We start from the raw sequence: 26,023 nt of genomic DNA, 5'->3' as shown, positions 1-26,023 counted from the left end.
GAGGCCGTTCCCGTGGGGGAGCGGCCTCTTCCTTGGCGGTCCACTCGACCTGCATGCTCACCGGCCCGCGGAACGAGATGTTGCGTGGATGGCGGACATCCTGGCCGGGCACGAGCCGCAGGTCCGGGAAGCCGGTCGGCCACAGCGTCGGCCTCACCCCTCCCGGCCACCCGTACGCCCACGCCGTCCGCGAGCGCCCTGATCGACAAGCTGGTGTAGGTCAGTGCGAGAGAAACGCTGACAACTGAGGCGAATACGTGGCGTGGAGGACCAGGGTGGCGGCGCCCACCACCGCGGCGTCGGCTCCCAGCGGGGAGGCGGCCACCTTGACGACCCGGATGTGCCGGGCCAGCGGCCTGCTGTTCAGCGCCGCGGCGACGGCGTCGACATAGCGCGATTCGACGTGCTGGATTCCGTGCCCGCCCAGCACGATGAGGTCCACGTCGATGAAGTTGGCGACGCTGACGGCGGCCGCGGCGACGTACTGGGCGGCCTCGTCGATGACGCCGACGGTGAGCGGGTCGCCCGCCCGCGCCGCGAGGCGGATCGCGGCGTGGTCGACGGAGGCCGGGTCGCGATCGTACGCCCCGGACAGGGCGCCGCCCTGCCCGTCCGCGAGCCGGCGGTGGACCTCGGCGACGATCGCCGTAGGGTTGACCAGCCGTTCCAGGCAGCCACGATTGCCGCAGTAGCACTCCGGCCCGTCGGGCAGCACCGAGGAGTGGCCGAACTCACCCGCGTTCAGCGAACCGCCCCGGTAGACCTGATGGTTGAGGATCAGGCCGCCCCCGATGCCGGTCCCGAAGAAGAAGTACGCGAAGTGGGGCACTCCCTTGCCCGCCCCTGACCACCGTTCACCGACGGCGGCGGCGGTGGCGTCGTTGTCCAGCGTCACCGGCAGGCCGGTGGCGTCACCGAGCATCCGCTGCAACGGTACCCGCTTCCAGTTCGCGAGCTGGGGCGGGGCCACGATCATGCCGCGGTCCTGGTCGATGGGGCCGGGTGCGGCGAGCCCTAAGCCCAGCACCTCACCGGGCGAGATGCCCGCCTCGTCGAGGACCGCGCCGACAAGCTCGCTCATGGCCGTGACGACGGAGGCGGGGTCGAGGCCGGGCGGCACAGGGCGCCGCCGGACAACGAGGGGCTGCCCGACCAGGTCGATGACGGTGCAGGTAAGTTCTACGGGGTCGAAGTGCAGTCCGATCGCGCGGCGTGCGCCGGCGTTCAGCCGCAGGGTGGTGCGGGGCTTGCCCCCGTTGGACACCCGGTTGGCGCCGTCCTCCCACACGATGCCCTCGTCGATCAGCCGGCGGACGATGCTGGAGATCGTCTGCGGGGTGAGGCCGGTGCGTTCGGCGATCTCCACGCGGCTGATGCCGTCGGCGAGCTGGATCTGGTCCAGGACGACAGCCTGGTTGTATCGACCGACCTTGGGGAGATTCGTACCTGCCTGCCGCACGCAAGATCCTTTCTGCTCACCGCAGATAACAGTCTGCATCAGAGACGTTGACTTAGGAAATCAAATGGATTTAGGGTCCCTCTGGCATAGATGTAACACGTACGAAACGCTTTGTCCTGGGTACGGCCTCGCAGAACGTGGGTGCCCGACCAGGCCATCGGAGGAAAGTTGAAGTCCACGACAGGCCGCAACCCCCACCGGACGGATCCGTGTGCCCGTCGCGGCTTCCCCAGCGCGGACGTACGCCCATGACCGTCGATTCGACGCTCCTGGAGATGCGGTCGATCACCAAGACCTTCCCGGGCGTGACGGCCCTCGAGGACGTCAACCTCGTCGTGCGGAGCGGTGAGATCCACGCGATCTGCGGGGAGAACGGCGCCGGCAAGTCCACGCTCATGAAGGTGCTGAGCGGAGTGCACCCGCACGGCACCTACACCGGGCAGATCGTCTACCAGGGCGACGAGGTCCGTTTCTCCAACATCCGGGCCAGCGAGCAGGCCGGGATCGTCATCATCCACCAGGAACTCGCGCTGGTGCCGGGCATGTCGATCACCGAGAACATCTTCCTCGGCAACGAGCCGCGCAGGCGCGGCTCGATCGACTGGAAGGCCGCGCAGCGCCGGGCGCTGGAACTGATGGAGCAGGTCGGGCTCCGCGAGGACCCGGACACGCTGATCAAGGACATCGGCGTCGGCAAGCAGCAGCTGGTCGAGATCGCCAAGGCGTTCGCCAAGGAAGTGAAGCTGCTCATCCTGGACGAGCCGACCGCGGCGCTCAACGAGGCCGACTCCCAGCACCTGCTGGACCTCCTGCGCGGCTTCCGCGAGCGCGGCATCACCTCGATCATCATCTCGCACAAGCTGAACGAGATCGCGGCGGTCGCCGACACCATCACCATCCTGCGCGACGGCCGCACGATCGAGAGCCTCGACGTCAAGGCCGACGGCGTGAACGAGGACCGTATCGTCCGCGGCATGGTCGGCCGCGAGCTGCACAGCCGGTTCCCCGACCACACCCCCGACCCCGGCGAGGTCTTCTTCGAGGTACGCGACTGGACGGTCCGCCACCCGATCTCCACCGAGCGCCTGGTCTGCAAGGGCTCCAGCTTCACCGTCAAACGAGGCGAGATCGTCGGCTTCGCCGGGCTCATGGGCGCCGGCCGTACCGAACTCGCGATGAGCCTCTTCGGCCGCTCGTACGGGGTCTACCTGGGGGGCCGGGTCTTCAAGGACGGCAAGGAGATCCAGCTGCGTACGGTGGCGGAGGCCATCGAGCACGGCCTGGCGTACGTGAGCGAGGACCGCAAGGCGATCGGCCTGAACCTGCTCGACGACATCAAGACCTCGATGGTGGCCGCCAAACTCTCGAAGATCTCCACGCACGGGGTCATCGACCAGGTCGAGGAGCACCGGGTCGCCGAGGAGTACCGCAAGAGCCTGCGCGTCAAGACGCCCAGCGTGGACGAGGGCGTGACCAAGCTGTCGGGCGGCAACCAGCAGAAGGTCGTCCTGGCCAAGTGGATGTTCACCGACCCCGACCTGCTGATCCTGGACGAACCGACCCGCGGCATCGACGTGGGCGCCAAGTACGAGATCTACGGGATCATCCAGCGCCTGGCGGACCAGGGCAAGGGCGTCATCGTCATCTCCTCGGAGCTGCCGGAGCTCATCGGCCTGTGTGACCGCATCTACACCGTGTTCGAGGGCACCATCACCGGCGACGTGGCCCGCGGTGACGCCGATCCAGAACTTCTCATGAAGCAGATGACCTCTACCAAGAAGATCCCCACCCCATGAGCCGAATCAAAGACCTGCAGAAGAATCTCTTCGGCGGTACGACCTCCAACGCCCGCCAGTTCGGCATGATCTTCACGCTCGTGGCGATCATCCTGCTGTTCGAGGTCTGGACCGGCGGTCTCACCCTGACCTCCGGAAACCTCATCGCGGTCGTCAGCCAGTACTCCTACATCCTGATCCTGTCCATCGGCATGCTGATGGTGATCGTCGCCGGGCACATCGACCTGTCGGTCGGATCGGTCGCCGCGTTCACGGGGATCGTCGTCGCCAAGGCGATGCAGGAGTTCTCGCTCCCCTGGCCGGTGGGCATCCTGGTCGGCCTGGCCGTGGGCGCGCTGATCGGCGCCTGGCAGGGTTTCTGGGTCGCCTACATCGGCGTGCCGGCCTTCATCGTGACGCTGGCCGGCATGCTGCTGTTCCGCGGCGGCAACCAGTACATCGGCAACGCCGACACCGTGCCGGTGCCGGAGGGGTTCCGGTCGATCGGCGCCGGATTCCTGCCCGAGATCGGGCCGAACACCGGGTACAACAACCTCACCCTGCTGCTCGGTGTGGCCGCGTGCGTGGCCGTCGTGTGGCGGGAGCTCCGGGCCAGGCAGACGCGGCACGAGATGCAGGCCGACGTCGCCCCGGTGTGGATCTCGGGGCTGCGCCTGGTCGTGATGGTGGGCGTCATCATCTTCGCGACGCTGCGCTTCGCCGGCGGTCGTGTCGGCACGAGCCTGCCGATCTCCGGCATCATCCTGATCGCGCTGGTGCTCGCGTACTCGTACTACACCAGGAACACCATCGGCGGCCGGCACATCTACGCGGTCGGCGGCAACGCGCGCGCGGCCGAACTCTCCGGCGTGAAGCTCAAGCGCGTGAACTTCATGGTCATGATGAACATGTCCATCCTGGCGGCCCTGGCCGGCATGATCTTCGTGGCGCGCTCCTCGGCGTCCGGGCCCCAGGACGGGCTGAGCTGGGAGCTGGACGCCATCGCGGCCGTCTTCATCGGCGGCGCGGCGGTCTCCGGCGGGCTCGGCACCATCAGCGGCTCCATCGTCGGCGGCCTGGTCATGGCCCTGCTCAACAACGGCCTGCAGCTCAAGGGTGTCGGGTCCGACATGGTGCAGATCATCAAGGGCCTGGTGCTGCTGCTGGCCGTCGCGTTCGACGTCTACAACAAGAGCCAGGGGCGTTTCTCGATCCTCGGATCGCTGATGCGGCCCTTCCGACGGGACGATCCGGGCCAACCGCTCGATCGATCACTTTCTACTTCGGATACCGACAAGGCTCCGATCGCCGGCTGAACGGCGTACCCGGGCGGCGCAACCCCTGCCGCCCGATCCCCCGCAGTAATGGAGAAGGGTTCGTTTCCCATGCGTAAATATCTGACGAGGAGCCTCGCGATGATCGGCGTCGCGGCGCTGCTCACGCTGAGCACCGCGTGCTCCAACGAGCGGGAGGGCGAGACCACCGCCGGGACCGGCACCGGCAGTGCCGCGCCGGCCAAGGGCTTCGCCGCCGACGCGCTCATCGGCGTCGCGCTGCCGTCCAAGACCTCCGAGAACTGGGTGCTCGCCGGTGACCTGTTCACCAACGGGCTCAAGGAGGCCGGCTTCCAGTCCGACGTGCAGTACGCGGGCGCCTCGACCACCGTCGCCGACCAGCAGGCGCAGATCTCCGCCATGGTGACCAAGGGCGCGAAGGTCATCGTCATCGGCGCGACCGACGCCGCGCAGCTGTCCACCCAGGTCGCGCAGGCCAAGCAGGCCGGCGCCGTCGTCATCGCGTACGACCGGCTCATCGTCAACACGGCCGACGTCGACTACTACATCGCCTTCGACAACTTCAAGGTCGGCCAGCTCCAGGGCCAGGCCCTGCTCGACGGCATGAAGGCCAAGAAGCCGGAAGGCCCCTGGACGGTCGAGCTGTTCTCCGGCTCGCCCGACGACAACAACTCCGGCGTCTTCTTCAACGGCGCGATGGACGTGCTGAAGCCGCTGATCGACAAGGGCGACGTCGTCGTCGGCTCGGGTCAGACCGACATCAAGCAGACCGCCATCCAGGGCTGGAAGGCCGAGAACGCGCAGCAGCGCATGGACTCGCTGCTGACCTCGACCTACAACGGCAGCAAGACCCTCGACGGCGTCCTGTCGCCGAACGACACCCTCGCCCGCGCGATCATCACCTCCGTGAAGAGCGCCGGCAAGGACATCCCGGTCGTGACCGGGCAGGACTCCGAGGTCGAGTCGGTCAAGTCGATCATGGCGGGCGAGCAGTACTCGACGATCAACAAGGACACCCGCAAGCTCGTGGCCGAGACCGTGAACATGGTCAAGTCCCTCCAGGCGGGCAACGCGCCGACGATCAACGACACCAACTCGTACGACAACGGTTCCAAGGTCGTCCCGGCGTACCTGCTTCCGCCGGTCATCGTGACCAAGGACAACGCGGCCGAGTCGTACGCGAACGACCCCAAGCTGGCGCCTCTGACGCAGCAGTGACGCTCTCTGAGTGACGACGCCGCGCGCCCCTCCGTTGGGGCGCGCGGCGTCGCGTTTCTACAGGAGGATCGCGGTGAGGGTGTTCGCGTAGAGGTTGGCGCCCTGGATGGTGGGGTGGAAGGACTGCTGGGAGCCGTACCTTTGGGGTTCGCCCGCGGTGGGCTTCAGGATTCCCCGGTGGATGCTCTCCGGGTCCCCGCATACGGCCTTGCCGTCGAATTCGGGGCGTGGGTCGCCGTACACGATCGGGATGCCGAGTTCGAGGGCGAGCCGGATCGTCAGTTCCCGCTGCTTGCCGGCGAACAGGTCGGCCATCTCGTTGAGCCAGGTCGCCTCGCGCGGGGTGAGGCCGTAGGCGAACTCCCGCCAGACGCCGTTGACGGGCAACCAGAACGTCCCGCCCACGAGGGCGCACTGGCCTTCGCCTGAGATCAGCCGCGGATAGCCCATCACGATGATCGAAGCGTTGGGCGCCCGCTTGTTGATGGCCCTGATCACGGTTTCGATCGAGGGGATGACGTACTGGTCCAGCTGGCCCGGCACCGTGTCGCGCAGCGGCTGCGGGTCGCCGTCCAGCTGGGTGTCCTGGCAGTCCAGGGTCGGCTGGGAGGGCAGGGAGGCGACGCACTGCCGCACCACGTCGCTCCAGCGGGCGTCGTTGGCGCCGACGGTGAGGAAGACCTGGGTGGTGTGCTCGTCCAGGAACCCTTTGTCCAGCTGGGACGGTTCGCGGTGCCGGCCGGCCGCGCCGTTGCCCCAGGCGTCCGTGATCCTTTCCCCGTCGACGGCCGTACTGGGCAGGAGATTTCTGGTACGGGCGCCGCTGCAGGCGTGATGCTGCAGATCCAGGTTCGGATCCCAGCGATCGTGCCGGGAGCCCAGGGACTCGCCGGGGTTGTCGGCGGCCCTGGCCAGCCGCGCCCAGGCGAACTTGGAGCGGTGGCAGGCGTTGTTGTAGGCCCAGTTTCCGCCGCCGTTGCTGTTGGTCTCCTTGTAGTAGTGGTTGGCCTCGTCGGTGGACGCGCCCTCACCTGCGGCGATGGAGTCGCCCAGGACGGCGATCATGTTGAACGGCTTGTGCGGCAGCGGCTGGAAGGCGATCGCGTCCCAGGCCACGTCCTCGACATCGTCGCCACGCTCGACCATGTTGGACAGCGACACCGAGGGCGTGCCGTCGAACAGGAACGCGCCGAGGGAGACCCAGCGGTGCTCCTGCGTACGTTGCTGGAGGTGACGTTCCTTGGTCGTCCCGTCGCCCAGGTCGATGCGGTACTTCGCCGCCTGGGTGTGCGCGCCGTGGTCGGGCAGGTGCACCAGGACGCGCGCCCATCCGTGCAGGCTCTCGTTCAGGGTCCACGTGCCGGTCACCTTCATCGAGCTGTAGCCGGCGGAATCGGGCTGGCGGGCGTGCGCGAACCAGAAGTGGCCGCCCAGGCCGCCGCCGACCTGATGAAAGTCGATCTTGGAGGGGTAGTGGTCCGAGCGGTCGGCGGCGAAGTCCAGCGTGAACACGCCGCTGTTCTGCCACTCGCGGCCACACCCGGGCCGGGGCGAGACGACCTCGCGGGACACGTCGTCGACGATCAGGGCGCCTGGCGGGGCCGCGTTGGCCGCGCCGTCCAGCGTGTCGTACGGCCGGCAGTTGGGCTTGTAGTGCGCGGTCGGCATCTTCGCCTGCTCCACGTCCGCCTCGGTCAGCGCGAACTGCGGTTCGGGGTACGTGGTCGGGAACCGCATGTTCTCGTTGCCGCAGTCGCCGATCGCGCAGTTCTTCCACACCGCGTTACGGTTCCACCAGCAGCGATCCGCGTACGGTCCCTCCCGCAGTTGGCAGGGGCTCGCGCTGGTCGGATCGCAGTGGTTGCTCGTGTCGCAGAACAGCGCGAGCGGGGGTTTGGCCCCGATACGGGCGGCGCCGGTGGTCCACCAGGCCTGGTTGTAGGCGGCGTACCAGTTGTTCGGTTTCCGGAAGTCGGACTTGATGATCGGGTGCGCGGCCCAGCCGATGACCTTCTCGGGGTACGGCCACAGCTGCGGGTTACGCGCGTCGTCCTGCGTGTACTCCAGGAAAGGGCCCCGGTTGATCGGGTAGTTCGGGTTGATCGGGTTGTTGAGCCAGCCCAGCCCCCAGTTTCCGGCCGGGTCGGTGCAGGTCGGGCCGGGAGTGCAGCCGGGGTTGCCGAAAGAGGCGTCCCTGGGCTGGATGCCGGTGTTGTAGGCCCACACCGCGGCGAACCAGTTCTCGATCCGCCGGGGGTCGGCGTTGTTCATCTTCATGTGGTCGAAGGTGGCGTTCCACTTCTCCTGAAGGATCTGCAGACCCGCGGCGATGTTGGTGGCGTAGTCGACGGCGATGCGCTTCTGGTCGAGTTCGTCGCGCTGGCCGCGGCGCATGCGGTCGGTGACCTGGGCCACGCCGTACCCGCAGTCGGCCTTGTCCCAGTGCACGCCCCAGCCGTCCGGGCTTTCCCGCCGACCGTAGTAGTCGCCGATCAGGGGGTTGCCGAACTCGCCCTCCAGCACGTGGTTGGAGGCCTGCCACAGGTTGGACTCCTGGGCGAGCACGCCGAGCAGGATCTGGGCCGGGACACGGCCGCCGCCCCGGAGCGGGATGGAGGGGTACCGCCCTTGAGGCGTCCACTCGGGCAGTCCGGACTCGTTCCAGTTGTACGGGCGAGCCACGGTCAGCGCCCCGACCACCGCCAGGTTGGCCGCCCACTCGACTTGTTTCCACTGCGGTTGCAGCACCTGGAGATGCGGGTCGTTGCGGGCGACGCCGCAGGTCCGCTCCTCCTCCACGGGATCACTGGGGGAACCCGCCGTCTGCGTGTCCAGCGATCCGGTGGCTTTGAGCGGGCTCGGGTTCGGTGATCCGGTCGTTTCGAGCGGGCTCGGGTCCAGCGATCCAGTCGTTCTGAGCGGGCTCTGGTCCACCGATTCGGTCGGGTCCGGTGATCCGGTGGTTTTGAGCGGGTTCTGGTCCACGTTTATGCGGAAGTCGGCGGTGCGGCCTGTCGTCTGCATCTGTGCCTTCAGCGACAGTGCGCCCGGAACTGTGGGCTCATGCGTTAACGCCACCTGCCCTTCGGTGGATATTTCGGCCGAAGCCGGTGCCTGGATCCGGCTTACGGTGGCCGGCAACGTCGCGACAGACGTGGGCGTCCCGGTCAGGAACACGCGGCCCTGCGTGCCTGCGGCCAGACCGATCTCGGTCAGTGGGCCGCGTGCCAGCTCAGTGACCGTGCCGTTGCGGTACCGCCGGGCCACGCCGATGCTCTTGGCGTCGTGTGCTTCGAGGAAGACTTCGAGGTAGACGAGGCCGTCGCTAGCGTCCGCTCGCAGGTACGCGGCCGGACCCTTGGTGGCGGCCAGCAGACGTGTGCCGCCCTGCGGGGTGATCTCGGTCAGGCCCTCTCGGTAGGAGGCGACGATCCGGTTGTTCACCGGGATGGCCGAGGTCACCTGACCTGGCAGTTCTACCTGGAGTCCCAGCCGTGCCTTGGCCGTGTCCAGCAGATGCAGCCGGGTACGCCCCAGGTCGGTGCCGCCCTGGTTGAGCACGGCTGTCTCGCCGGTGCCACAGCCGGGGTTGTGGTAGGCGAGGCTGGTTCGTACGCCAAGCTTGGTCACGCTTCCTGAGGACAGATCCACCACGGCGGTGAATCCGCCACGCTCGAACAGCAGGTCCCGGTTGGTGAACTGACGCGGCGCGTACACGACCACCGCTCGCTTTCCCGACCCGGTCAGGCACACGTTGCCGATCCACTGGTCGGTCTCGAAGCCGGGTTCCTTCAGCGTGGCGATGGTGCGCCAGGCGTAACCGGTGTCCGCCTCGGCGGTGAGCAGGTGCAAGCCGGCGGCATCCCCCACGGTCGTCCAGGCGAGGTCTTTCGACGACCGCCAGCCTGTCCCCAGCACACCGTCACGCTCAGCGGCGGGTACGGCCGGCTTCTCCACGGGTTGGAGTGCCTGGGGGTCCGGATCGGCCGCAATGGCCTCATTCGGTGTCCTGGCGTAGGCGACCGTTCCAGTGAATTGAGATAACAGGAGTAGCGCGGTGAGCATGGCCGTAATCCGACGAGGCCGACTCCGCGCATGAAATTGCTTTCTGCGCACTGGGTTTCCCTTCCGAAACCGGTTTAAGCGCTGCCGGGCATGGCTTCCGGTAAAGCGCATGGGACCTCGTCGACCTCGATTTCTACACGGTCCGGGGGTGGCCCAAGTTTGTGGTGATATGTTCAGCAGCGCATGGTCTGAATTGTGCTGGGCGGTTGTATATCGGCTGTATCCTCGCCGTACAATGCGGCTTGCAGTTCCGAAATCACATAGAGCGCCGGGTACGGCAGTCCCGGCCTCGGATGTGTGGTGAGTGTGGGGCGATCGGATCGGGTCGATGGGTGACGTCCCGCGATCTCACTGTCCCCGATGCACTCCCGCCGCCGAGCGCGCATGGCCCCAAACTCGACCGAGAGAACAACGTCGTCCGGCGACTGTGCTGGTTTGTGCGGACATTGCCCGGGACCTTGGCGAACCTGTCGCGATCTTCTTCACTTGCCCCTGTATATGGAGCGCGATGGGGGATCGAGGCCGATGGAATTCCATGTATTGGGGACGCTGCGGGTTCGGGCCGGCGAACCTGTCTATCTGGGCACCGCGTACAAACCTCGACTGGTGCTCGCCCTGCTGCTGGCACGGGCGAATCGCACGGCGTCGATGGACTGGCTGACAAGGGCCGTCTGGGGAGACCGCCCGCCCACGTCCGCGTACCACAACCTCAGGGGCTACATTCACCGCGTCCGCAGACTCGTAGGGGCCCACCGCCTACCCAGGCAACCCGACGGATACGCGCTCTGCGTCGACGAAGCCCTCGACAGCCTGCAGTTCGAAAAACTCGCCGCCCGGGGAACCGCCGCATTCGACCGGGGCGAAGCAACCGAAGCCGCCCGGCAACTCCGCGCGGCTCTCGACCTGTGGCGTGGCTCGGCATTCAGCGAATTCGCGGACTGCGAAACAATCGCCGCAGCCTCGGAACGACTGGAACAATTACGGCTGACCACCTACGAATGCTGGGTAGCAGCCGAACTCTCCCTGGGCCGCCACGCCCGCCTCATCGACGACCTGTACGAAGCGGTCACCGACCAACCATACCGAGAAGGCCTCCGCGGCCACCTCATGCTCGCCCTCTACCGAGCCAACCGCAGAGCCGACGCCCTCGCGGTCTACCGGGAAGGACGCCTGAGAATGGCAACAGACCTGGGACTGGAACCAGACGCCCGCCTCCGAGACCTACACGAACGCATTCTCGTCGGCCAAGGCGGAACTTGGGCGACCAGAAATCTCACCACTTCTTACTGACGTGGTATCGACGGTCGAGGATGACCCGCATGCGTACGGCCACGGGCACCTAGCTTGGCCAGGGCGTCGGCGCATGGTGTGTCGCGGCGACGTCCTTGGGAGGCTCCCACGTGTTGGTGGCAGCGGGCAGTAGATCGACGATCAAGTTTCTGGCTTTTTTTGTCCGTCTTTGTGCCAGTCTTCGTCAATTCGACTGTTTCCCCTCGTCGTGGCTGCGGGAACGCGTGATTGAGGGGTACGCAAGTCGCCATGACCAAGAAGAGCAAGCCATCCAAGGGCGACGAGGTCACGTGGAGGAGCCACGGGCAGACCGTGCACGGCAAGGTCGAGAAGAAGATTACGAGGAGGACCGAGGACTCGGGGCGTACGGTCGATGCGTCTTCGGAGGAGCCGCAGTATCGGGTGCGCAGTGACAAGAGCGGGAAGACCGCGGTGCACAAGGCGGAGGCTCTGGATGACGACAGGTGACAGGGACTTCGACGAAGCCGTCAACATGACGGCGGGGGAACTGGAGAAGTGGCTCGGCACTGCGGAGTCGCGGGGTGTGGGCGACAAGAGCGGAGGTGGCGAGTCGACCGGGCACGAGTCCGGGCGGAGGATCGTCGCGATTCTGCGCAAACGGAAGGACGAGATCACTGACGCCGATCGGGCGCACATGCGCAAGGTGGCCGGCTATGTTCACCGGCATCTCGCCCAGCGGCCCAAGGGGGACGTCAGCCGCACGCCGTGGCGGTACTCGCTGATGAATTGGGGACACGACCCGCTGAACTAACGAACCCGTCCGGACGGGTCGCCGTCAGGTAGTGCATGTTCTGGCGTATCGACTGGATCCGTCGAATGGTGCTGCGCGATCCATGGCATTCCGTGCGGCTCGAGCGCGTCGGTAAATCGGTGGACAGTTGGATCGGCGATGTCCTAGATCTGTTCGCCAGAATGTTGACGCCCCGGTCCGTCGCGGAGGACGGGGTATGCCGACCTCTTGCACGTGAGGGCGACCATGACGATCACCATGCGCCGTTATTCGGGCCCCGCTGATTTGAGGGCGATGCAGGATCTGACGCAACGCGTGAGGTCGACCTCCGGCGTGTATCACGTCGGTGACCTGGCCTGGGGCCGGTTGCACACCACGCAGCAAGCCGACTGGCCGATCGGGCTCTGGGAGTCCCAGGGCGAGGTGATTGCGTGGGCCTGGGCCCACCTGCCCGACGATTTACGGCTCGAAGTCGATCCGGAGCACTCGTGGTTGCTGTCCGAGATCTTGGACTGGTTTGACCACCTGGCCGGGGATCACTCTCGTGCGATCGAAGCCTTGGACGCTCAATCCGACCTGCGCGCTGTCCTGTTGCGGCACGGATACGAACCCCAAGACGAGGCACCCTTCTTCGCCTACCATTCGCGCGATCTGATCGACCTGCCAGACCCGGTGCTGCCGGACGGATTCATCGCACGCGCTGTACGCGGCGAGGAGGATCTGGACAGGCGGGTCGAGGTCCATCAGGCGGCGTGGAATTCCACCCGTGTGACGCTCGAGTCCTATCGGAAAGTGATGGCCGCCTGGCCGTACCGGCCTGAGCTGGACTGGGTTATCGAGGCCTCTGATGGCCGGTTCGTCGCGAACTGCTTGATCTGGCATGACGATCTTCATCAGGTCGGGCTTATCGAACCCGTCGGCACCCATCCTGAATTCCGTCGGCTCGGACTCGCAAGAGCTGTCTGTACCGCCGCGCTCCATGCGCTGGCCAAGGAGGGCGGCAAGAGCGCCATCGTCAATCCGCGGGGCGACGACGCTTATCCCGTGCCGCAGATCCTCTACCAGGGCATGGGTTTCCGTCCTTACACGAGAACACGCGCGTACCAGAAGAGTGGGACGCCGTAGTCACGGCCGTTTGGCATGACGGCAGGGAAGTCCGCGCTCCTCCCGGCGCGTGTTGTGCCGGGAGGGCCGCTTGCGGTCGGTGTCGTTCAGTTGACGCGTTCGAGGTAGCCGTTGGAGGCCAGCCAGTTGATGGAGACCTCGCCGTCGGCGTTGGCGGTCGCGCCCGGGATGTACTTCGCCATCGTGTGGTACTGCTTGCCCATGCCTTCCATCTGGAACGCGCGGGAAGCCGGCCCCGCGTCGACCTGGAATTGCTTGGTCACTCGATAGACGTGGTAATTGCAGATGTGGGGGTCGCCGGGGAAGGTGTTCAGGTTGCTCGGAGGTAGTGCGCGCTCCTCGTATGGCGTGCCGTACGGGGCGAGGAATGCGCCGCCTTCACCACCGAAACGATCGAGCAGCATGCCGACCGGGAGCATTCCGGTGTAGACGAGCGGTCGGGCATTGGGCCAGTCTCCGGGGCGGGCGAACCCGAATGCGTCCGGGTACCGCCACATATTGGTCTGCTCGTTCCAGTAACGGTAGAGGAATTTCCCTGGCTGCAGCCCGCCGTAGCCTACATAATCTTTCAGGATTCTTCCGAGATTACCCGTCTTGGGCAGATATTTCGGGCCAAGATTGCTATTGTCCAGCACGTACGGCGGGCCGCAGACGACGACCGGAACCGCAGGAACCGGGGGTTTCGCCGGCGGCTCTACCCTGTCCACCTTCACCGTCGTGCTGGAGGACTGGCTCTGGCTCGATGTCGCCTTGTTCTCCTTGGCCGTGGGCGCCGGCGGCGGGGACGCGGAGGCGTGGGCCGGGGTGGAGGCGAACGCTCCGGCGCCGATGGCGATAGCCGCGATCGACAGCACATGCCGAGATAGATGCACGTATTCTCCTGTATGAGATCACGCAGAGCGCGAATCAGACATATCTGCATTACGGAGCAAATTCATCGAGATTTGGGCGAGTGATCCAATTCTCAAAGTGAATGCTCCGGGCGAACTGGGATCGTGCATACCCGGCTATTCTTAAGGTCTAGCGCAAGGATTTCGCTGGGTGGGCCAAAAGGACGGCCTGATCGAATGAATCGCCATCAAGGCGGCCATATTTTAATGGTGGCCCTGGGTGTATTTGAGTGACCAAAATATCGGATGGCATGATTTTGGCGGCCGACGAGAGTCGATCACGGGGGCCGGCCGCCCCACGAGATCAACGATCATCTCGGTCGAGCGCCCAGCCCCCGGGGCCCGTCATGGGACAGGAATCCTCCGTCGCGCGGCCCGGAGATCATCGTCCGCCCCGGGTGAAAACCGGGTGACATTTGGTGGCGGATGTCGGAATGCTGGGGGCGGGCGCGAGGTTTTGTCGGTGGTGCCGGTCATGCTGTGTGTGACTTCACCTTCGTGTGAGGCCCAAGGCTGGGACACCAGCAATGACGACGTCCTGTTCGACAACCCCCGATCGAGGTACCGTGCCCAGCACACAACTCGACCAGCTCGAGTCCCCCGCCAAGTCCGCGCCGGCCGTCTCCGGTCGCACCCCGGCCGTGATCCGGCTGCTGGTGCTCGCCACGTTCGTGGTGATCCTCAACGAGACGATCATGATCAACGCGATCCCGCGGCTGATGGGCGCGTTGAACATCACCGAGCAGACGGCGCAGTGGCTGTCGACCGCGTTCATGCTGACCATGGCCGCCGTCATCCCGATCACCGGCTGGTTCCTCCAGCGGGTGTCCACCCGCGTCGCGTACACCACCGCGATGGGCCTGTTCCTGCTCGGCACCGCGCTGGCCGCCGTCGCGCCGTCGTTCGCGGTGCTGCTGGGCGCCCGCATCATCCAGGCGTCCGGGACGGCGGTGATGATGCCGCTGCTGATGACCACGCTGATGCAGGTGGTGCCGAAGTCGGAGCGGGGCCGGGTGATGGGCAACGTCACCCTGGCCATCTCGGTCGCGCCCGCCATGGGCCCGGCGGTCTCCGGGGTGATTCTCCAGTTCGGGTCGTGGCGGCTGCTGTTCGCCGTGGTGTTCCCCATCGCCGCCCTGATCGCGTGGGGTGGTCTGAGGAAGCTGGAGAACGTCGGAGAGTCCGAGTTCAGCACCATCGACTGGCTGAGCGTGGTGACCGCGGCCCTCGGTTTCGGCGGGCTGGTCTACGGGCTCAGCCGGTTCGAGGGCGGTGACATCCGCGTCGCCGCCTCGTTCGTGGCGGCCGGACTGCTCACCATCACCGTCTTCGTCCTACGCCAGTTGTCGTTGCAGAAGCGGGACGTGCCGCTGCTGGACCTGCGTACGCTGCGGCATCGCACCTACACGGTCGCGCTGATCCTGATGTCGGTGTCCTTCATGGCGATGCTCGGCTCGATGGTTCTGCTGCCGCTGTATCTGCAGAATGTGCGCGCGCTGAGCGCGCTGGAGACCGGGCTTCTCGTCATGCCGGGAGGGCTCGCGATGGGCCTGCTCGGGCCGACCGTCGGCCGCCTGTTCGACCGGTTCGGCGGCCGGGTCCTGGTCATCCCGGGCGCGATCGGCATCATGCTGGCCCTCATCGGCTTCACCCAGGTCACCATGACGATGCCGTTCTGGCTGATCCTCGGCCTGCACGCGCTGCTGATGGTGAGCCTGGCCGCGACCTTCACCCCGGTGTTCACCCTCGGGCTCGGCGCGGTTCCGCCGCCGCTCTACTCCCACGCCAGCTCGATCCTGAGCACGTTGCAGCAGGTCGCCGCGGCCATCGGCACCGCGCTCGTGATCACCGTGATGAGCGCGCGGTCCGACGCCCTCAGAGCCGCGGGAACCACGGAGGTCCTCGCCGACCTCAGCGGCATGCGGCTGGCCTTCGTGATCGGCGCGGTGCTGTCCGTGGCCGTGGTCATCACCGCCCTGCTGCTCCCGGCCCGAGCCGACAACGCGGGCGAGTTCGACGGTCCCATGCACTGAGACCCGGCATCACGTGATCGTGTCGGGGCAGACCTTCCGGTAGCTCAGGTCCGTCCCGACATGCTCACGCCACTCCTCCGGTGTGAGCTGCCGTCCCGCCCGCTCACACACCGCCGGTACGGCCCGCGCAGGGTCAACCGGCAAATCCTGAAACGCCCCATCGTGCCCCACCACCCGCAGGAACGCGCCGTCGCCCGTGAACGCGAGCGCGGGCATGGGATCGTCCACCTCGTACGGTTGGAAGGCCCCGGTCGTCACCGTCCAGGCGGCACCGAGTTGCCGTCCCGCGACCGTGTCGAACAGCGTCACCCTGGTGTCATGGGCGATCGCCAGCGTCCGCCCGTCGGGCGCGAACCTCGCCCCCACCACGTCTCCCGGCACCCGGAACACCTGCCCCGTCGGCTTCCACGTGCGGGTGTCCCACAACACCACCGCCCTGCTCCCGTACGGCGAAGCCGCCAGCGACCCCGTAGGCGCGAGCGTCACCCACCTCTCGGCGAGAGTGCCGGGTCCTTCCGCACGGGGTAACACCTGACGGGAGATGAGGTCGATGACGTCAGCACCCCCAGGGTCGGCGGTGACGAGGAGTCTGCCGTCGGAACTGAAGGACAGAGCACCTCCCGTCACGGTCTCGAATCGCGCCACCTGCCTGCGCTGCGCCAGGTCGATGAGGATGACGACGCCCTGACCGTAGTAGTCGCTGGGCAGGGTGTAGCTGATGGCGACCAGCCGGCCGTCCGGGCTGATCTCCATGTCCGCCGTCTCGACACCCGGCGTGATGGGGACATCGCCCAGTTTGCGCCCGGTCGCGACGTCCCAGATCGAAGGGACCGCGATCTGCGAGAACGCGGGATAGGTGACCACCGTACGCCCGTCGGGACTGACCCGCATGATCGGCTTCTCGCCGGTGATGTCGAACCGGCCGGTCTCCCTGAAGTCCGGCACCGACCAGCCGCGTACGGTGTCGCCCGTCAGGGTGAACAGCGCCCCTCCCGAGGCGGCGAACCGTCGTTGCAGGGCATCGGGAGGCAGCACGCGCCGGGGACCGGTCTGCCGGCTGACGTCATAGGTGGTCACCTGCCCGGCATCGGTCAGGATGCTCAATGTGCGGTTGCCGGAATCGAGCCGCGGTAATCCAACGATCCTGGACGCGACGGTGAGCCGGAGGATCGGGGCGGCGTCCTCCAATCGCCACAGCGTGAGGCGTCCTCCCGCGGAGTTGGCGAAAGTGATCAGGAAGCGCCCGTCAGAGCTGAAGACGGCACTGTCGGCCTGCCCGGGAAAGACCCGCCGATCCCGTTTGCCGGTGGACAGATGCCGCAACGTCGTCGAGTCGTCCTCCTGGACGACAGCCAGCGTGCCGTCGGGGCTGAAGGTGAGGACCGCCCCCAGCAGGTCGCCCGGGAGCCGCTTGTCCGTCGGCGCTCCTTCGTCGGGGAACGTCCGCAGTGTCGCGTTGACCGTGCCGAAGCGGTCACCAGGCCCGATCCGGGCGTCCATCACGTATCCGTCGAGCTTCTCCAACGCCCGGCGGGAAACATTCCACACCCCGGCATAAGGCCCGCCGATGTGGTCGCGGATGACGATGTAGCCACCACTGGGGCTGAACTCCAGGCTTGACGGGCGGCCGTCGTCGCCGGTCTTCTCCTCCGGCGCCCATCGGCCTTCACCCAGCTTCCGCCCGGTCCGCAGGCTCCACAGCTCCATCGTCGTGCCCCGCGCGAGCGCCAGCGTGTCACCGTCGGGTCCGACCGCGGCGGTGACGGGCGCATCGCCGATCCCGTCGAAGGTGCTGAGCTGCTGTCCGGTCACCACGTCGTACGTGGTCACCCGGCCGGCTCCGGCGCTGACGAGGGTCCGGCCGTCGGGGCTCAGCGCCCGGCCTTCGTTGGCGGGGGCGGCGTCCATGAAGACCGACCGCTCCTGCTGGGCGAGGGAGCTCAGCACCGCGGACTCCGCCTCGGGGACCGGCGCGATGCGGTGGGCCGCCACGCTGAGCAGCATCGCCTTCACCGGGTCGTTCTCGCGCAGCGTGTCCGCCTGGAGCGCTAGTCGCAGGGATGTGGTCCGGGCTCGCTCGTCGGCCAGGTGCCTGCCGGTCTCGTCGCTTTTGACGGACTGATCCCAGGCGAGGGCTCCAGCGGTGAGAGAGGCGATGAGCAGGACCGCCACGCCGCTGGTGACCAGGCGCCGCCGCCTGGTCTGGCGGTCCGAGCCGGTCTTGCTCGCCTCGACGAACTCCCGCTCGGTGATGTTCAGGGTCAGATGCGTGGTGCCGGTCCATTCGAGCGCCAGGCGCAGGGCGGTGCCGCGGAGGAGGTCCTCGGGGCGGCGGCCGTTCCTGGCCCAGCGCCGGGCCGATTCGCCCAGTTCGCGGTGGCGTACGAGGGCGTCGCGGTCGCCGGTCACCCATTCGTGCAGCCGGGGCCAGGCGTACAGGAGGGCGGCGTTGCCGAGGGTGACCGCGTCTCCCTGGCGGCGGACCAGCAGGGCCTGTTCGAGGGCGGCGAGCACCGGTTCGGCGGCCGGGAGTTCGTCCAGGGCGGCCGTGCGCAGGACGTCCTCGCCGTCGCGTACGTCCACGAGGCGCAGGAACAGGTCGCGTGCCATCTGGCGTTCGGCCGGGGAGAGCCCGGCGTAGATCTTCTCGGCCACCGCGCCGAGGGTCGGATCGTCGGGCAGGCCGCCGGGGGGCCGTACGTCGGAGGCGGTTTGGGAGCCTTCCGCCAGGGTCGCGCGTTCGCCGCCGCCGAGCAGCGCCAGCAGCAGGCGCTGCGCGGAGGGACGTTCGGCCGGGTCCTTCGAGAGCGCGGCGCGCACGAGTCCCCGCAGCCCCTCGGGCAGGACGTCGACGTCGGGGTCGTGGTTGAGCAGGCGGTTGATGACCGCGAACGTCGTCGGGGCGGTGAACGTGTCGCGTCCCGTCGCGGCGAAGAGGACCACCGCGCCCCAGGCGAACACGTCGGCGGCAGGCTCGGCGCGTCCGCCGGAGAACAGTTCGGGCGCCATGTACATGGGCGTGCCGGCCAGTTCGCCCATCGAGGTCATCGACAGGCTCGGGGCCCGGGCGATCCCGAAGTCGATCACTCGCGGTCCGTCGGGCCCCAGCAGGACGTTCTCCGGCTTCAGGTCACGATGGACGACATCCGCCTGATGGATGGCGGCCAGCGCCGTGGCGATCCCGACGGCCAGCCGGTGCAGCGAATCACCTGCGAGCGCCTCCTCCCGTACGGCCGCGCGCAGGCTAGGCCCGGGGACGAACTCGGAGACGAGGTACGGCCGTTCGCCTTCGAGGTCGTGGTCCAGGATCCGGGCCGTACAGAACGACGCGACCTGCTGGGCGGCGGTCACCTCGCGGGTGAAGCGGCGGCGCAGGGGGGAGTCGCCCGGCAGGTAGGCGTGCAGGACCTTGACCGCCACCCGGTTGGCCGCCTCGTCGTACCCCTCGTACACGACGCCTTGGCCGCCGGAGCCGAGCCGGCCCGCCAGCCGGTAGCGGCCCAGCCTCGACGGGTCCCCCGGGCGCAGTGTGTCTGCCGTCATGATTCATTGGATAACGAATCACCGGCTTTGGTTCAGATCAATGGCCGGATACGGGGTACCGGCTCGTGATCGCCACACGGTTGAAGGCGTTCATCACCGTCGCCAGCCAGGCGACCGCCGAGATCTGCTCCTCGGAGAGCACCTCCGCGACCGCCGCGTAGTCCTCGTCGCTGACCCGGCCGTCCGCCACCTGGGTGATCGACTCGGTCAGGCGCAGAGCCGCACGCTCGACGTCGGAGAAGTAACCGGTCTCCGCCCACGCGGGCAGCACGGAGAGAATGTCCGTGCTCGCACCCTTCTTGATGGCGTCACGGGTGTGCATACGCAGGCAGAACGCGCAGCCGTTGATCTGCGACGCACGGATCTTCAGCAGTTCGACCAGGACCGGGTCGAGACCCGCCGCCGCGGCGCCCTCCTCCGCCGCATCGGACAGGGCGAGGAGCGCCTTGTAGCTGGCCTGGTGCTGCTTGCCGATGTTGACACGTTTCTGCAGTTCAGTCACGGTTTCAGTGTAGGTTCGCGGACCTGTCGATCTTGTCGCGGGGCCTTGAAACGACACAACGGCGTACCCCCGGAGCAGGGGTACGCCGTTACGAAAGCGTCAGGGCTTGTGCTTGTCGATGCCGTAACCGTTGCACTGCCGTCCGCCGTTGATGCAGTGCTTCACCAGCTCGGCCTGGCGATCACCTTCCCACGCCTCCATGAAGTCGTAGTGGAAGGAGTAGCTCGCGCCGGAGGAGTAGGCGAGGCCGTCGGTCTTCCCGCCGGGAAGCTTGTAGGGGACCTTGATCTCCAGCATCGGCAGCGGGATCGGGAACGCCGCCGGGCAGACGCTCTTCACCGGGTAGGCCATGTGGCTCTTGTGGTCGGCCGAGTCCAGGTCGCGGCCGTTCCAGCAGCTGGGCGCCTTCAGCCGGACGATCAGCGAGCTGCCCGACGGGCAGGATTTCGGGAAGTCGTTGAAGGTGTTGCCGCCGCAGGTCCAGTTGCCCTGGAAAGCGGCGGGGGAAGGCGTCCGCATATCGCCGACGATCAGCCGGAAACCGGCGGGGAAGGGCTGAACCGTCCGGTAATCCTTGACGCCCGACTTGTAGTACGTCGTCACGATCGTCGGGTTAACGATCTTGCCGTTCTGGTACAGCGTGGGGATCCAGTACGCGGACTTGTCCTTGGTGTCCTCGCAGCTCGACTTGCCCGCCAGCAGGGAGGTCCTGGTCGACTTGGCGTTCGTGGTCGTGTTGCCGGCGAAGGTGTGGAAGTGGGCCGCCCCCGGGATGCCCGGGTAGACGATCGGGTCGTCGGCCAGGTGGTGGGTGGGCTTGCAGTTGGCGTGGATCTCGCGGTACTGCGCGAACGGCGGCGGCCCGGAGAACGTCGGGACCGGGAGCGGCTTCGCGGTGGGGTACGGCGTGGCCACCGCGGCCGGAGCCTTGTGCGGGGAGTGCGCGCCGGCCGTGGCGGCGGAGGCCGGAAGTACGAGCGGGCACGCGACCAGCAGCAGGCCCGAGGCGAGCACAGCCGTCCCGGCCGCCCTGCTCCATCGGTGCCGCCACGCGGACACGGAGTCGGCGCGAGCGGTGTGGTCTGACATCGGTTTCCCTTCGCAATGGGACAGTTCGGGGACGGCCGGCGCGCGGCCCGCGTTCGGGCCGCCCGGCCAGGCCGATCAGCTGCCGGCGGAGTCACTGAGGGGGCGAATCGCGCGGCGCGGGTCGAACGCTAGTCACCTGGCCGCCTGTGGCTTTAGGCGGAAAGTCCCAGTCGGGGATGTTCGTCACGGCCCAATTCCCGGGGCGTCCCGCTACGACAGGCGGGTGCCCCCGGTCCACACCAGGGCGGCCTCGGTCCTGCTGCTCACGTTGAGCTTGCCGAAGACGCTGTTGAGGTGGTTCTTCACGGTCTTCTCCGTCAGCCCCAGGCGGATGGCGATGGACGCGTTGCTCAGCCCCTGGGCCAGCAGGTTCAGCACCTCGCGCTCGCGCCGGGTGATGCCGAACCTCGTCTGCACGATGTGCCGCCGCTCGGCCCGTTCGCGCTGCTCCTGGTCACGCTCGGCCTGCCCCCGTACGAGTGAGGTCGCCACCGACGCGGCCACCGGCGACAGATAACCCCGGCCCTCGGCCACGGCCAGGACGGCGCGCAGCAGCTCCGGCGGGTCGAACTGCCCGTGCACCAGATATCCCCGGACGCCCCCGCGCAGCATCGACGCGATCACGTCTTCGGTGTAGTCGCTGGTCAACGCCAGCACCTTCGTGTGCAGGCTCATCTCGCTCACGACCGACAGGCCGTCGGCGATGGGCATGCGATGGTCCAGCAGGGTCACCGCGGGACGCAGCCGCCGTACGGCCGCGAGCCCCTCGTGCCCGTTGCTGGCCTCGCCCACCACCCGCACCCGGTCGTCGGCGCCCAGGAACGCGGACATGGCGGCACGGACGATCGGGTTGTCGTCGACGATCAGCACGTCGATCACATCGCTCACATCCATTCAGTAACCGGTCACCCTGTCACAGGTACGTAGACGGTGACCACCGTGCCTGCCCCGGGGAAGGATCGGACGCGCAGCTGGCCGCCGACGGCCCGCGCCCGCTCGGCCATGCCGACGAGGCCGAAATGTCCCTGGGACTGCAACCGGTCGAGCTCCTCGGGAACGGCGAACCCGATGCCGTCGTCGCCCACGATCAGCTCCAGCAGGCCGCCGGACTGGATCAGGCGGATGGTGACATGGGAGGCGAAAGCGTGCCGCTGCACGTTCGTCAGCGCCTCCTGGAGCACGCGGACGATCTCGTACCGGACGGCCACGCCCGGCTCGGCGCACGCGACCGTCACGCGCGTGGCGACCCCCGAGTCGTCCCGCCAGGACCGGCACACCTCGTGCACGGTCTCCTCGAAAGACCGGTCGGGCACGTCCCCGCGCAGCCCTTCCAGCAGCTGCCTGGCCTCCCGCGCGGCCACCTCGGCGCCCCGGGAGACGGTGTCGGCGAGCTGCTCGGCCAGGGCCGGATGCCGGCGCAGCGACGACGGCAGCGCCAGGGCCGCGAACGACACCCCGCGCAGCGTCTTGCTGACGGAGTCGTGCAGCTCACGCGCGAGCCGGGCCCGTTCGTCGGCCGCCGCGGAGCGCTGCGCGGAAGCCGCCACCTCCACCGTCAGATCGACGTACCGCACCAGCGCGGAAGCCGCCACCGCTCCGCCCATGCCGGCCAGCACACTGAGCATCGGAAACGCCATCACGAACGCCGCCACATCCGGCGAGTACGGCGTCGCCCGCAGCGCCCACGCCGCCGCCGCGAACCCGAAAGCCGCCTGAACGGCCCAGATCCCCAGAGCGCGCATGCCGAGCAACGCCCCCGCCAGGGCCGCGGACCCGGCCGCGAAACAGAAGTACGCCATGCCGCCCTTGCTCAGCAGCATGATGCCCGAGGCCGCCAGCCAGTCCACGCAGATGACCGGCAGCGCGTGCCGCACCACGGCCGGGTGCCGGGTGAGCACCGTCACCTCGGCGACCGTGGCGACCACGGTCACGGCGATCACCGCCAGCACCCGCCAGAGGCCGGGCACCAGCAGCAGCCCGGCCCCGGCGGAGGTGAGCACGACCGCGGCCCGGCCCAGCATCACCGCACGGCAGATCGCGGCGGGCGCGACCAGCGGATCCACCCCGTGGAGCCGCCAATGCCCGGCCGCCGCGGCCATCTCACTTCCCCAGCGTGAGGTCGTCGACGTAGAACTCGTACGCCTGCGGCAACTGCTCGGAGGCGATGGCCAGATCGATCCGGCGCAGCCGGGCGGGCGACAGCGCGCCCACGTGGACGACGAAGGAGGCCCAGCGCTCCGGGGGCGCCTGGAGGGTCACGGTCATGGCGCCCGCCCGTCCGGCCGTGGGCGAGGCGGACAGCCGCAGGATGGTCCCGTACTGCCGGCCGCCGAAGATGCGCAGGCGCAGCCGGGTGTTCGCGCCGATCGTCACGGGTGCGCCGGCCAGCAGCGTCACGGTCGCAGGCTGGTCGCGGGTCTTCACCCGTCGCTGGATCCGGATGGCGATCTGGTCGCCGTCGGGCACCGGGCGGCCGGGTGTGACGTTCGTCCCGCTTCCGGACACCTGCCATCCCGTGCCGAGCGCCGACGCGTAGATCAGGCAGGCGGGGACGGGCGTGATCTCCGAGTTCCGCTGGGCGGAGCAGGAGGGTAAGCGCGGGCGTCTGGGGGTGGCCGTCGGACGCGGGGTGTTCGGGGAAGGACTTGGGCTGGTATCGGCCGGGGGCGTCCGTGGCGAAGGGGACGCGAGGGCAGGAACCTCTCCGGAGGTGGACTGCTGTGTCGTGGGCGTCTCCGAGGTCTCCGGCGCCTTCGAAGGCTCCTGAGTGGGCTCCTGAGCGGGGTCCTGAGCGGGCTCTTGCGCGGCCGATGTCTCCGCGCGGCCGTCCTGCTGGGGGATCAGCAGCGGAGGGACGGCGACGGCGATGCAGATCACCGCGGTGACGAGCAGGGCGTACCGCGTCGTCTGCCCGAGACGGAAAGCCGGCCGGGGGCGCGGAGGGCCGCCGACGGGCCGCCGATCAGCGCTCATCGCCGACCTCCTGTCCCGGCATCACCAGGAGTCACGTTCACGTCCTTGCTGCGCAAATCAGAGTAGTGACTATCTTCCGCCACAGCTTGCCCACCGTGCGCAGACACCGGCGCCGATTCGGCAGGTGAGCGCGCCCATCCCGGAAACTGGGTCCCACCGCCTCGGACTCCTGGGTCTTTCGGCCCAACCCGCCCCCCATGCGAAAGGCCCGTGACTTCTCGGTCACGGGCCTTCGTCTTACCGCTTTCAGGTCGCGACGGACGCCCACCGGGTCGGCAGCGGGGCGTACGCGAATTTAAAGCTGGCCGCTCTCGATGCGCTGCTTCAGGACCTGCTGGATGCCCTGGTGCGCGAGCACACCCTGGGACAGGGTGAAGTCGATCTGGTCCAGCGTCGTCTCGAAGGTGAGGTTCTCGGTCACGCGGGTACGCGCCCCGCTGAGGCTCTCGAACGTGATCTTCTGGTGGGTCACGATGTTGCCCGTGGACCAGGAGTCGACCGAGTAGCAGAACCGTTCGAGGTTGAGGCGCTGCTGGGCGTGCGTGTTCAGCGTGAACGGACCCGTCTCAAGCGGGATCACTTCGATCGCCGTGAGGTTCTTGGTCCGCACCTCGTTCTTGGTCTTGTCGTAGTGGGTGACCACCCGCTCGAGGAACGGGTTCGCCCCGATGTGGTTCTCGAAGTTGGAGTAGGCCTTGAAAACGCGGGGCCTCTGCGCGTTGATGATGATCGAGATGCTCTGGGACTTGCGGGCCCGGCCTTCCGGCAGGGGGTCGGCCACCTGGCCGAATTTGTAGGTGTTCCAGGCGTACTGCCACTCTTGGGCGAGTTCGGCGTCGGTGTCGGCTCGTGCTGCCGTGCTCATGAACGACAGGACGAGGGACATGGCGATCAGGGGCGCGCCTAACAGGCGAGGAATCCTCATCTTCATAGCATGAACATTTATCGCATCCGGCTCACGAGCACATCAGTCATGATCGCCTCTGGCGGTAATTGCCATCTTTGTACGGATATGTCGGCCAGTCTCGCCCAGCCTGGCCGAAGCGCGGCGAACCGGATCCGATGGCCATGACGATCGGATCCGGTTCGCCGGCTGTGCCGCTAGGGGATCAGGGGCTGGTGCAGGTCAGGGTCGGGGTGGCCGCGCTGCCGTTGGCGGTGAAGCCGAACGACGTGGCCGAGTTCGCGGCGACGGAGCCGTTGTAGGCGGCATTGCGGACCGTCACGGAGGAACCGGACACGGTCTGCACGCCGTTCCACAGGTTGGTGAAGGTCTGGCCACTGGGCCAGGTCCACCGCACGCTCCATCCGTTGAGCGCCGCGTTGCCCGCCCGTACGGTCACCGTCGACTGGAACCCGCCCGGCCAGGTGCTGACCGTGGAGATCGTCGCCGCGCACGGCCCGGGAACCGTGGACGGCGTAGGAGTGGGCGTCGGAGTGGGCGTCGGGGTCGGTGTAGGCGTGGGGGTGGGCGTCGGGGTGGGCGTGGGCGTCGGTGACGGGTTCGGGCTCGCCGCGTTGAGGGCGTTCAGCACGGCGTCGTAGGCCGGCTTCTTGTTGCTTCCGCTGAACAGCAGCGGGGTGTCACCCGAACGCCACGAGTCCTGGTCGCGTACGCCCCACACGGTGATGCCGTTGCACCGGGCCACGGCCAGGCAGTCGTTGACGACGTTGGCGTACGTGGTCGCCGAGGCGCCCTGAATGTCCAGCTCAGTGATCTGCACGTCCACGCCGAGGGCGGCGAAGCTGGAGATCGTGGTGCGGAAGTTGGCGTTGTACGGGCTGCCGCTGTTGAAGTGCGCCTGCAGACCGACACAGTCGATCGGCACCCCGCGCTGCTTGAAGTCGCGGACCATGCTGTACACGGCCTGGGTCTTCGCCCAGGTCCAGTTGTCGATGTTGTAGTCGTTGTAGCAGAGCTTGGCGGCCGGGTCCGCGGTCCTGGCCGTACGGAAGGCGACCTCGATCCAGTCGTTGCCGGTCCGCTGGAGGTTGGAGTCACGCCGTCCACCGCC

The 26,023-nt window shown here is 67.7% G+C and carries 19 protein-coding genes; 8 read left to right on the top strand and 11 right to left on the bottom strand.

Going from position 1 to position 26,023, the window contains the following annotated elements:
* Positions 1-220: 220 nt before the first annotated feature.
* On the bottom strand, positions 221-1,459 hold the full coding sequence (locus tag Aph01nite_RS35730) for an ROK family transcriptional regulator (protein ID WP_204045491.1): 1,239 nt from the start codon (positions 1,457-1,459) through the stop codon (positions 221-223).
* Between the two features lie 248 nt (positions 1,460-1,707).
* Between Aph01nite_RS35730 and mmsA the strand changes: the two genes are divergently transcribed.
* The 3 genes from mmsA to Aph01nite_RS35715 all read left to right on the top strand — a co-directional run bounded on the left by mmsA (position 1,708) and on the right by Aph01nite_RS35715 (position 5,747).
* Entirely contained in the window at positions 1,708-3,255 is a 1,548-nt protein-coding gene (gene mmsA / locus Aph01nite_RS35725) for a multiple monosaccharide ABC transporter ATP-binding protein (protein ID WP_239162233.1), read from the top strand.
* Positions 3,252-4,550, top strand: coding sequence for a multiple monosaccharide ABC transporter permease (mmsB, locus tag Aph01nite_RS35720; protein WP_204045490.1), 1,299 nt, complete (start codon positions 3,252-3,254; stop codon positions 4,548-4,550). Before mmsA ends, mmsB begins: the two co-directional genes overlap by 4 nt.
* Positions 4,551-4,649: 99 nt before the next feature.
* Positions 4,650-5,747 (top strand): substrate-binding domain-containing protein, encoded by a 1,098-nt coding sequence (locus Aph01nite_RS35715; protein ID WP_204045489.1) that lies wholly within the window; start codon positions 4,650-4,652, stop codon positions 5,745-5,747.
* A gap of 57 nt (positions 5,748-5,804) precedes the next feature.
* Here the strand turns inward: Aph01nite_RS35715 and Aph01nite_RS35710 are convergent, their stop codons facing one another.
* Positions 5,805-9,704, bottom strand: a complete 3,900-nt coding sequence (locus Aph01nite_RS35710) for a golvesin C-terminal-like domain-containing protein (protein WP_204045488.1) — start codon at positions 9,702-9,704, stop codon at positions 5,805-5,807.
* A gap of 714 nt (positions 9,705-10,418) precedes the next feature.
* Between Aph01nite_RS35710 and Aph01nite_RS35705 the strand changes: the two genes are divergently transcribed.
* The 4 genes from Aph01nite_RS35705 (at position 10,419) to Aph01nite_RS35690 (ending at position 12,978) form a co-directional block, all read left to right on the top strand.
* On the top strand, positions 10,419-11,102 hold the full coding sequence (locus tag Aph01nite_RS35705; RefSeq protein ID WP_204045487.1) for an AfsR/SARP family transcriptional regulator: 684 nt from the start codon (positions 10,419-10,421) through the stop codon (positions 11,100-11,102).
* A gap of 249 nt (positions 11,103-11,351) precedes the next feature.
* Positions 11,352-11,570: a hypervirulence associated TUDOR domain-containing protein gene (locus Aph01nite_RS35700; RefSeq protein ID WP_204045486.1), complete on the top strand. Its 219-nt coding sequence runs from the start codon at positions 11,352-11,354 to the stop codon at positions 11,568-11,570.
* The gene (locus Aph01nite_RS35695; protein ID WP_204045485.1) at positions 11,557-11,874 is read left to right on the top strand and encodes a DUF3140 domain-containing protein; all 318 of its coding nucleotides are present in this window, start codon (positions 11,557-11,559) and stop codon (positions 11,872-11,874) included. Before Aph01nite_RS35700 ends, Aph01nite_RS35695 begins: the two co-directional genes overlap by 14 nt.
* A 225-nt stretch (positions 11,875-12,099) precedes the next feature.
* Positions 12,100-12,978, top strand: coding sequence for a GNAT family N-acetyltransferase (locus Aph01nite_RS35690; RefSeq protein ID WP_204045484.1), 879 nt, complete (start codon positions 12,100-12,102; stop codon positions 12,976-12,978).
* Between the two features lie 86 nt (positions 12,979-13,064).
* On the opposite strand, the gene Aph01nite_RS35685 is transcribed toward Aph01nite_RS35690, so the two are convergent.
* Positions 13,065-13,832 carry a TNT domain-containing protein gene (locus tag Aph01nite_RS35685; protein ID WP_204045483.1) on the bottom strand — a complete coding sequence of 256 codons (768 nt, stop codon included), beginning with the start codon at positions 13,830-13,832 and terminating at the stop codon, positions 13,065-13,067.
* A 602-nt stretch (positions 13,833-14,434) separates the two neighbouring features.
* Between Aph01nite_RS35685 and Aph01nite_RS35680 the strand changes: the two genes are divergently transcribed.
* A complete protein-coding gene (locus Aph01nite_RS35680) occupies positions 14,435-15,901 on the top strand; it encodes an MDR family MFS transporter (RefSeq protein WP_239162232.1) in 1,467 nt (488 codons plus the stop codon).
* Between the two features lie 9 nt (positions 15,902-15,910).
* On the opposite strand, the gene Aph01nite_RS35675 is transcribed toward Aph01nite_RS35680, so the two are convergent.
* The 8 genes from Aph01nite_RS35675 to Aph01nite_RS35640 form a co-directional block, all read right to left on the bottom strand.
* Positions 15,911-19,444, bottom strand: a complete 3,534-nt coding sequence (locus Aph01nite_RS35675) for a WD40 repeat domain-containing serine/threonine-protein kinase (RefSeq protein ID WP_204045482.1) — start codon at positions 19,442-19,444, stop codon at positions 15,911-15,913.
* A gap of 37 nt (positions 19,445-19,481) precedes the next feature.
* Positions 19,482-19,946, bottom strand: a complete 465-nt coding sequence (locus Aph01nite_RS35670; protein WP_204045481.1) for a carboxymuconolactone decarboxylase family protein — start codon at positions 19,944-19,946, stop codon at positions 19,482-19,484.
* A gap of 99 nt (positions 19,947-20,045) precedes the next feature.
* The gene (locus Aph01nite_RS35665; protein ID WP_204045480.1) at positions 20,046-21,035 is read right to left on the bottom strand and encodes a DUF1996 domain-containing protein; all 990 of its coding nucleotides are present in this window, start codon (positions 21,033-21,035) and stop codon (positions 20,046-20,048) included.
* Positions 21,036-21,245: 210 nt separating this feature from the next.
* A complete protein-coding gene (locus tag Aph01nite_RS35660; RefSeq protein WP_239162231.1) occupies positions 21,246-21,923 on the bottom strand; it encodes a LuxR C-terminal-related transcriptional regulator in 678 nt (225 codons plus the stop codon).
* 17 nt (positions 21,924-21,940) lie between these two features.
* Positions 21,941-23,134, bottom strand: a complete 1,194-nt coding sequence (locus Aph01nite_RS35655; RefSeq protein ID WP_204045478.1) for a sensor histidine kinase — start codon at positions 23,132-23,134, stop codon at positions 21,941-21,943.
* A 1-nt stretch (position 23,135) separates the two neighbouring features.
* A complete protein-coding gene (locus Aph01nite_RS35650) occupies positions 23,136-24,008 on the bottom strand; it encodes a hypothetical protein (protein WP_204045477.1) in 873 nt (290 codons plus the stop codon).
* 295 nt (positions 24,009-24,303) lie between these two features.
* Positions 24,304-24,933 (bottom strand): hypothetical protein, encoded by a 630-nt coding sequence (locus tag Aph01nite_RS35645; protein WP_204045476.1) that lies wholly within the window; start codon positions 24,931-24,933, stop codon positions 24,304-24,306.
* 184 nt (positions 24,934-25,117) lie between these two features.
* Positions 25,118-26,023, bottom strand: a 906-nt coding sequence (locus Aph01nite_RS35640) for an endo-1,4-beta-xylanase (RefSeq protein ID WP_204045475.1), incomplete at its 5' end; no start/stop codon positions are given.

Origin of the sequence: Acrocarpospora phusangensis (assembly GCF_016862995.1) — a bacterium.
GTDB classification, from domain to species: Bacteria; Actinomycetota; Actinomycetes; order Streptosporangiales; family Streptosporangiaceae; genus Acrocarpospora; species Acrocarpospora phusangensis.
This window is presented reverse-complemented; position numbering and strand designations above follow the sequence as displayed.

Coding starts and splice junctions, on each gene's coding strand:
- Aph01nite_RS35690 (WP_204045484.1), top strand. CDS start 12,100: ATGACGATCACCATGCGCCGTTATTCGGGCCCCGCTGATTTGAGGGCG.
- mmsA (WP_239162233.1), top strand. CDS start 1,708: ATGACCGTCGATTCGACGCTCCTGGAGATGCGGTCGATCACCAAGACC.
- Aph01nite_RS35700 (WP_204045486.1), top strand. CDS start 11,352: ATGACCAAGAAGAGCAAGCCATCCAAGGGCGACGAGGTCACGTGGAGG.
- Aph01nite_RS35655 (WP_204045478.1), bottom strand. CDS start 23,134: ATGGCCGCGGCGGCCGGGCATTGGCGGCTCCACGGGGTGGATCCGCTG.
- Aph01nite_RS35645 (WP_204045476.1), bottom strand. CDS start 24,933: ATGAGGATTCCTCGCCTGTTAGGCGCGCCCCTGATCGCCATGTCCCTC.
- Aph01nite_RS35665 (WP_204045480.1), bottom strand. CDS start 21,035: ATGTCAGACCACACCGCTCGCGCCGACTCCGTGTCCGCGTGGCGGCAC.
- Aph01nite_RS35650 (WP_204045477.1), bottom strand. CDS start 24,008: ATGAGCGCTGATCGGCGGCCCGTCGGCGGCCCTCCGCGCCCCCGGCCG.
- Aph01nite_RS35715 (WP_204045489.1), top strand. CDS start 4,650: ATGATCGGCGTCGCGGCGCTGCTCACGCTGAGCACCGCGTGCTCCAAC.
- Aph01nite_RS35675 (WP_204045482.1), bottom strand. CDS start 19,444: ATGACGGCAGACACACTGCGCCCGGGGGACCCGTCGAGGCTGGGCCGC.
- mmsB (WP_204045490.1), top strand. CDS start 3,252: ATGAGCCGAATCAAAGACCTGCAGAAGAATCTCTTCGGCGGTACGACC.
- Aph01nite_RS35695 (WP_204045485.1), top strand. CDS start 11,557: ATGACGACAGGTGACAGGGACTTCGACGAAGCCGTCAACATGACGGCG.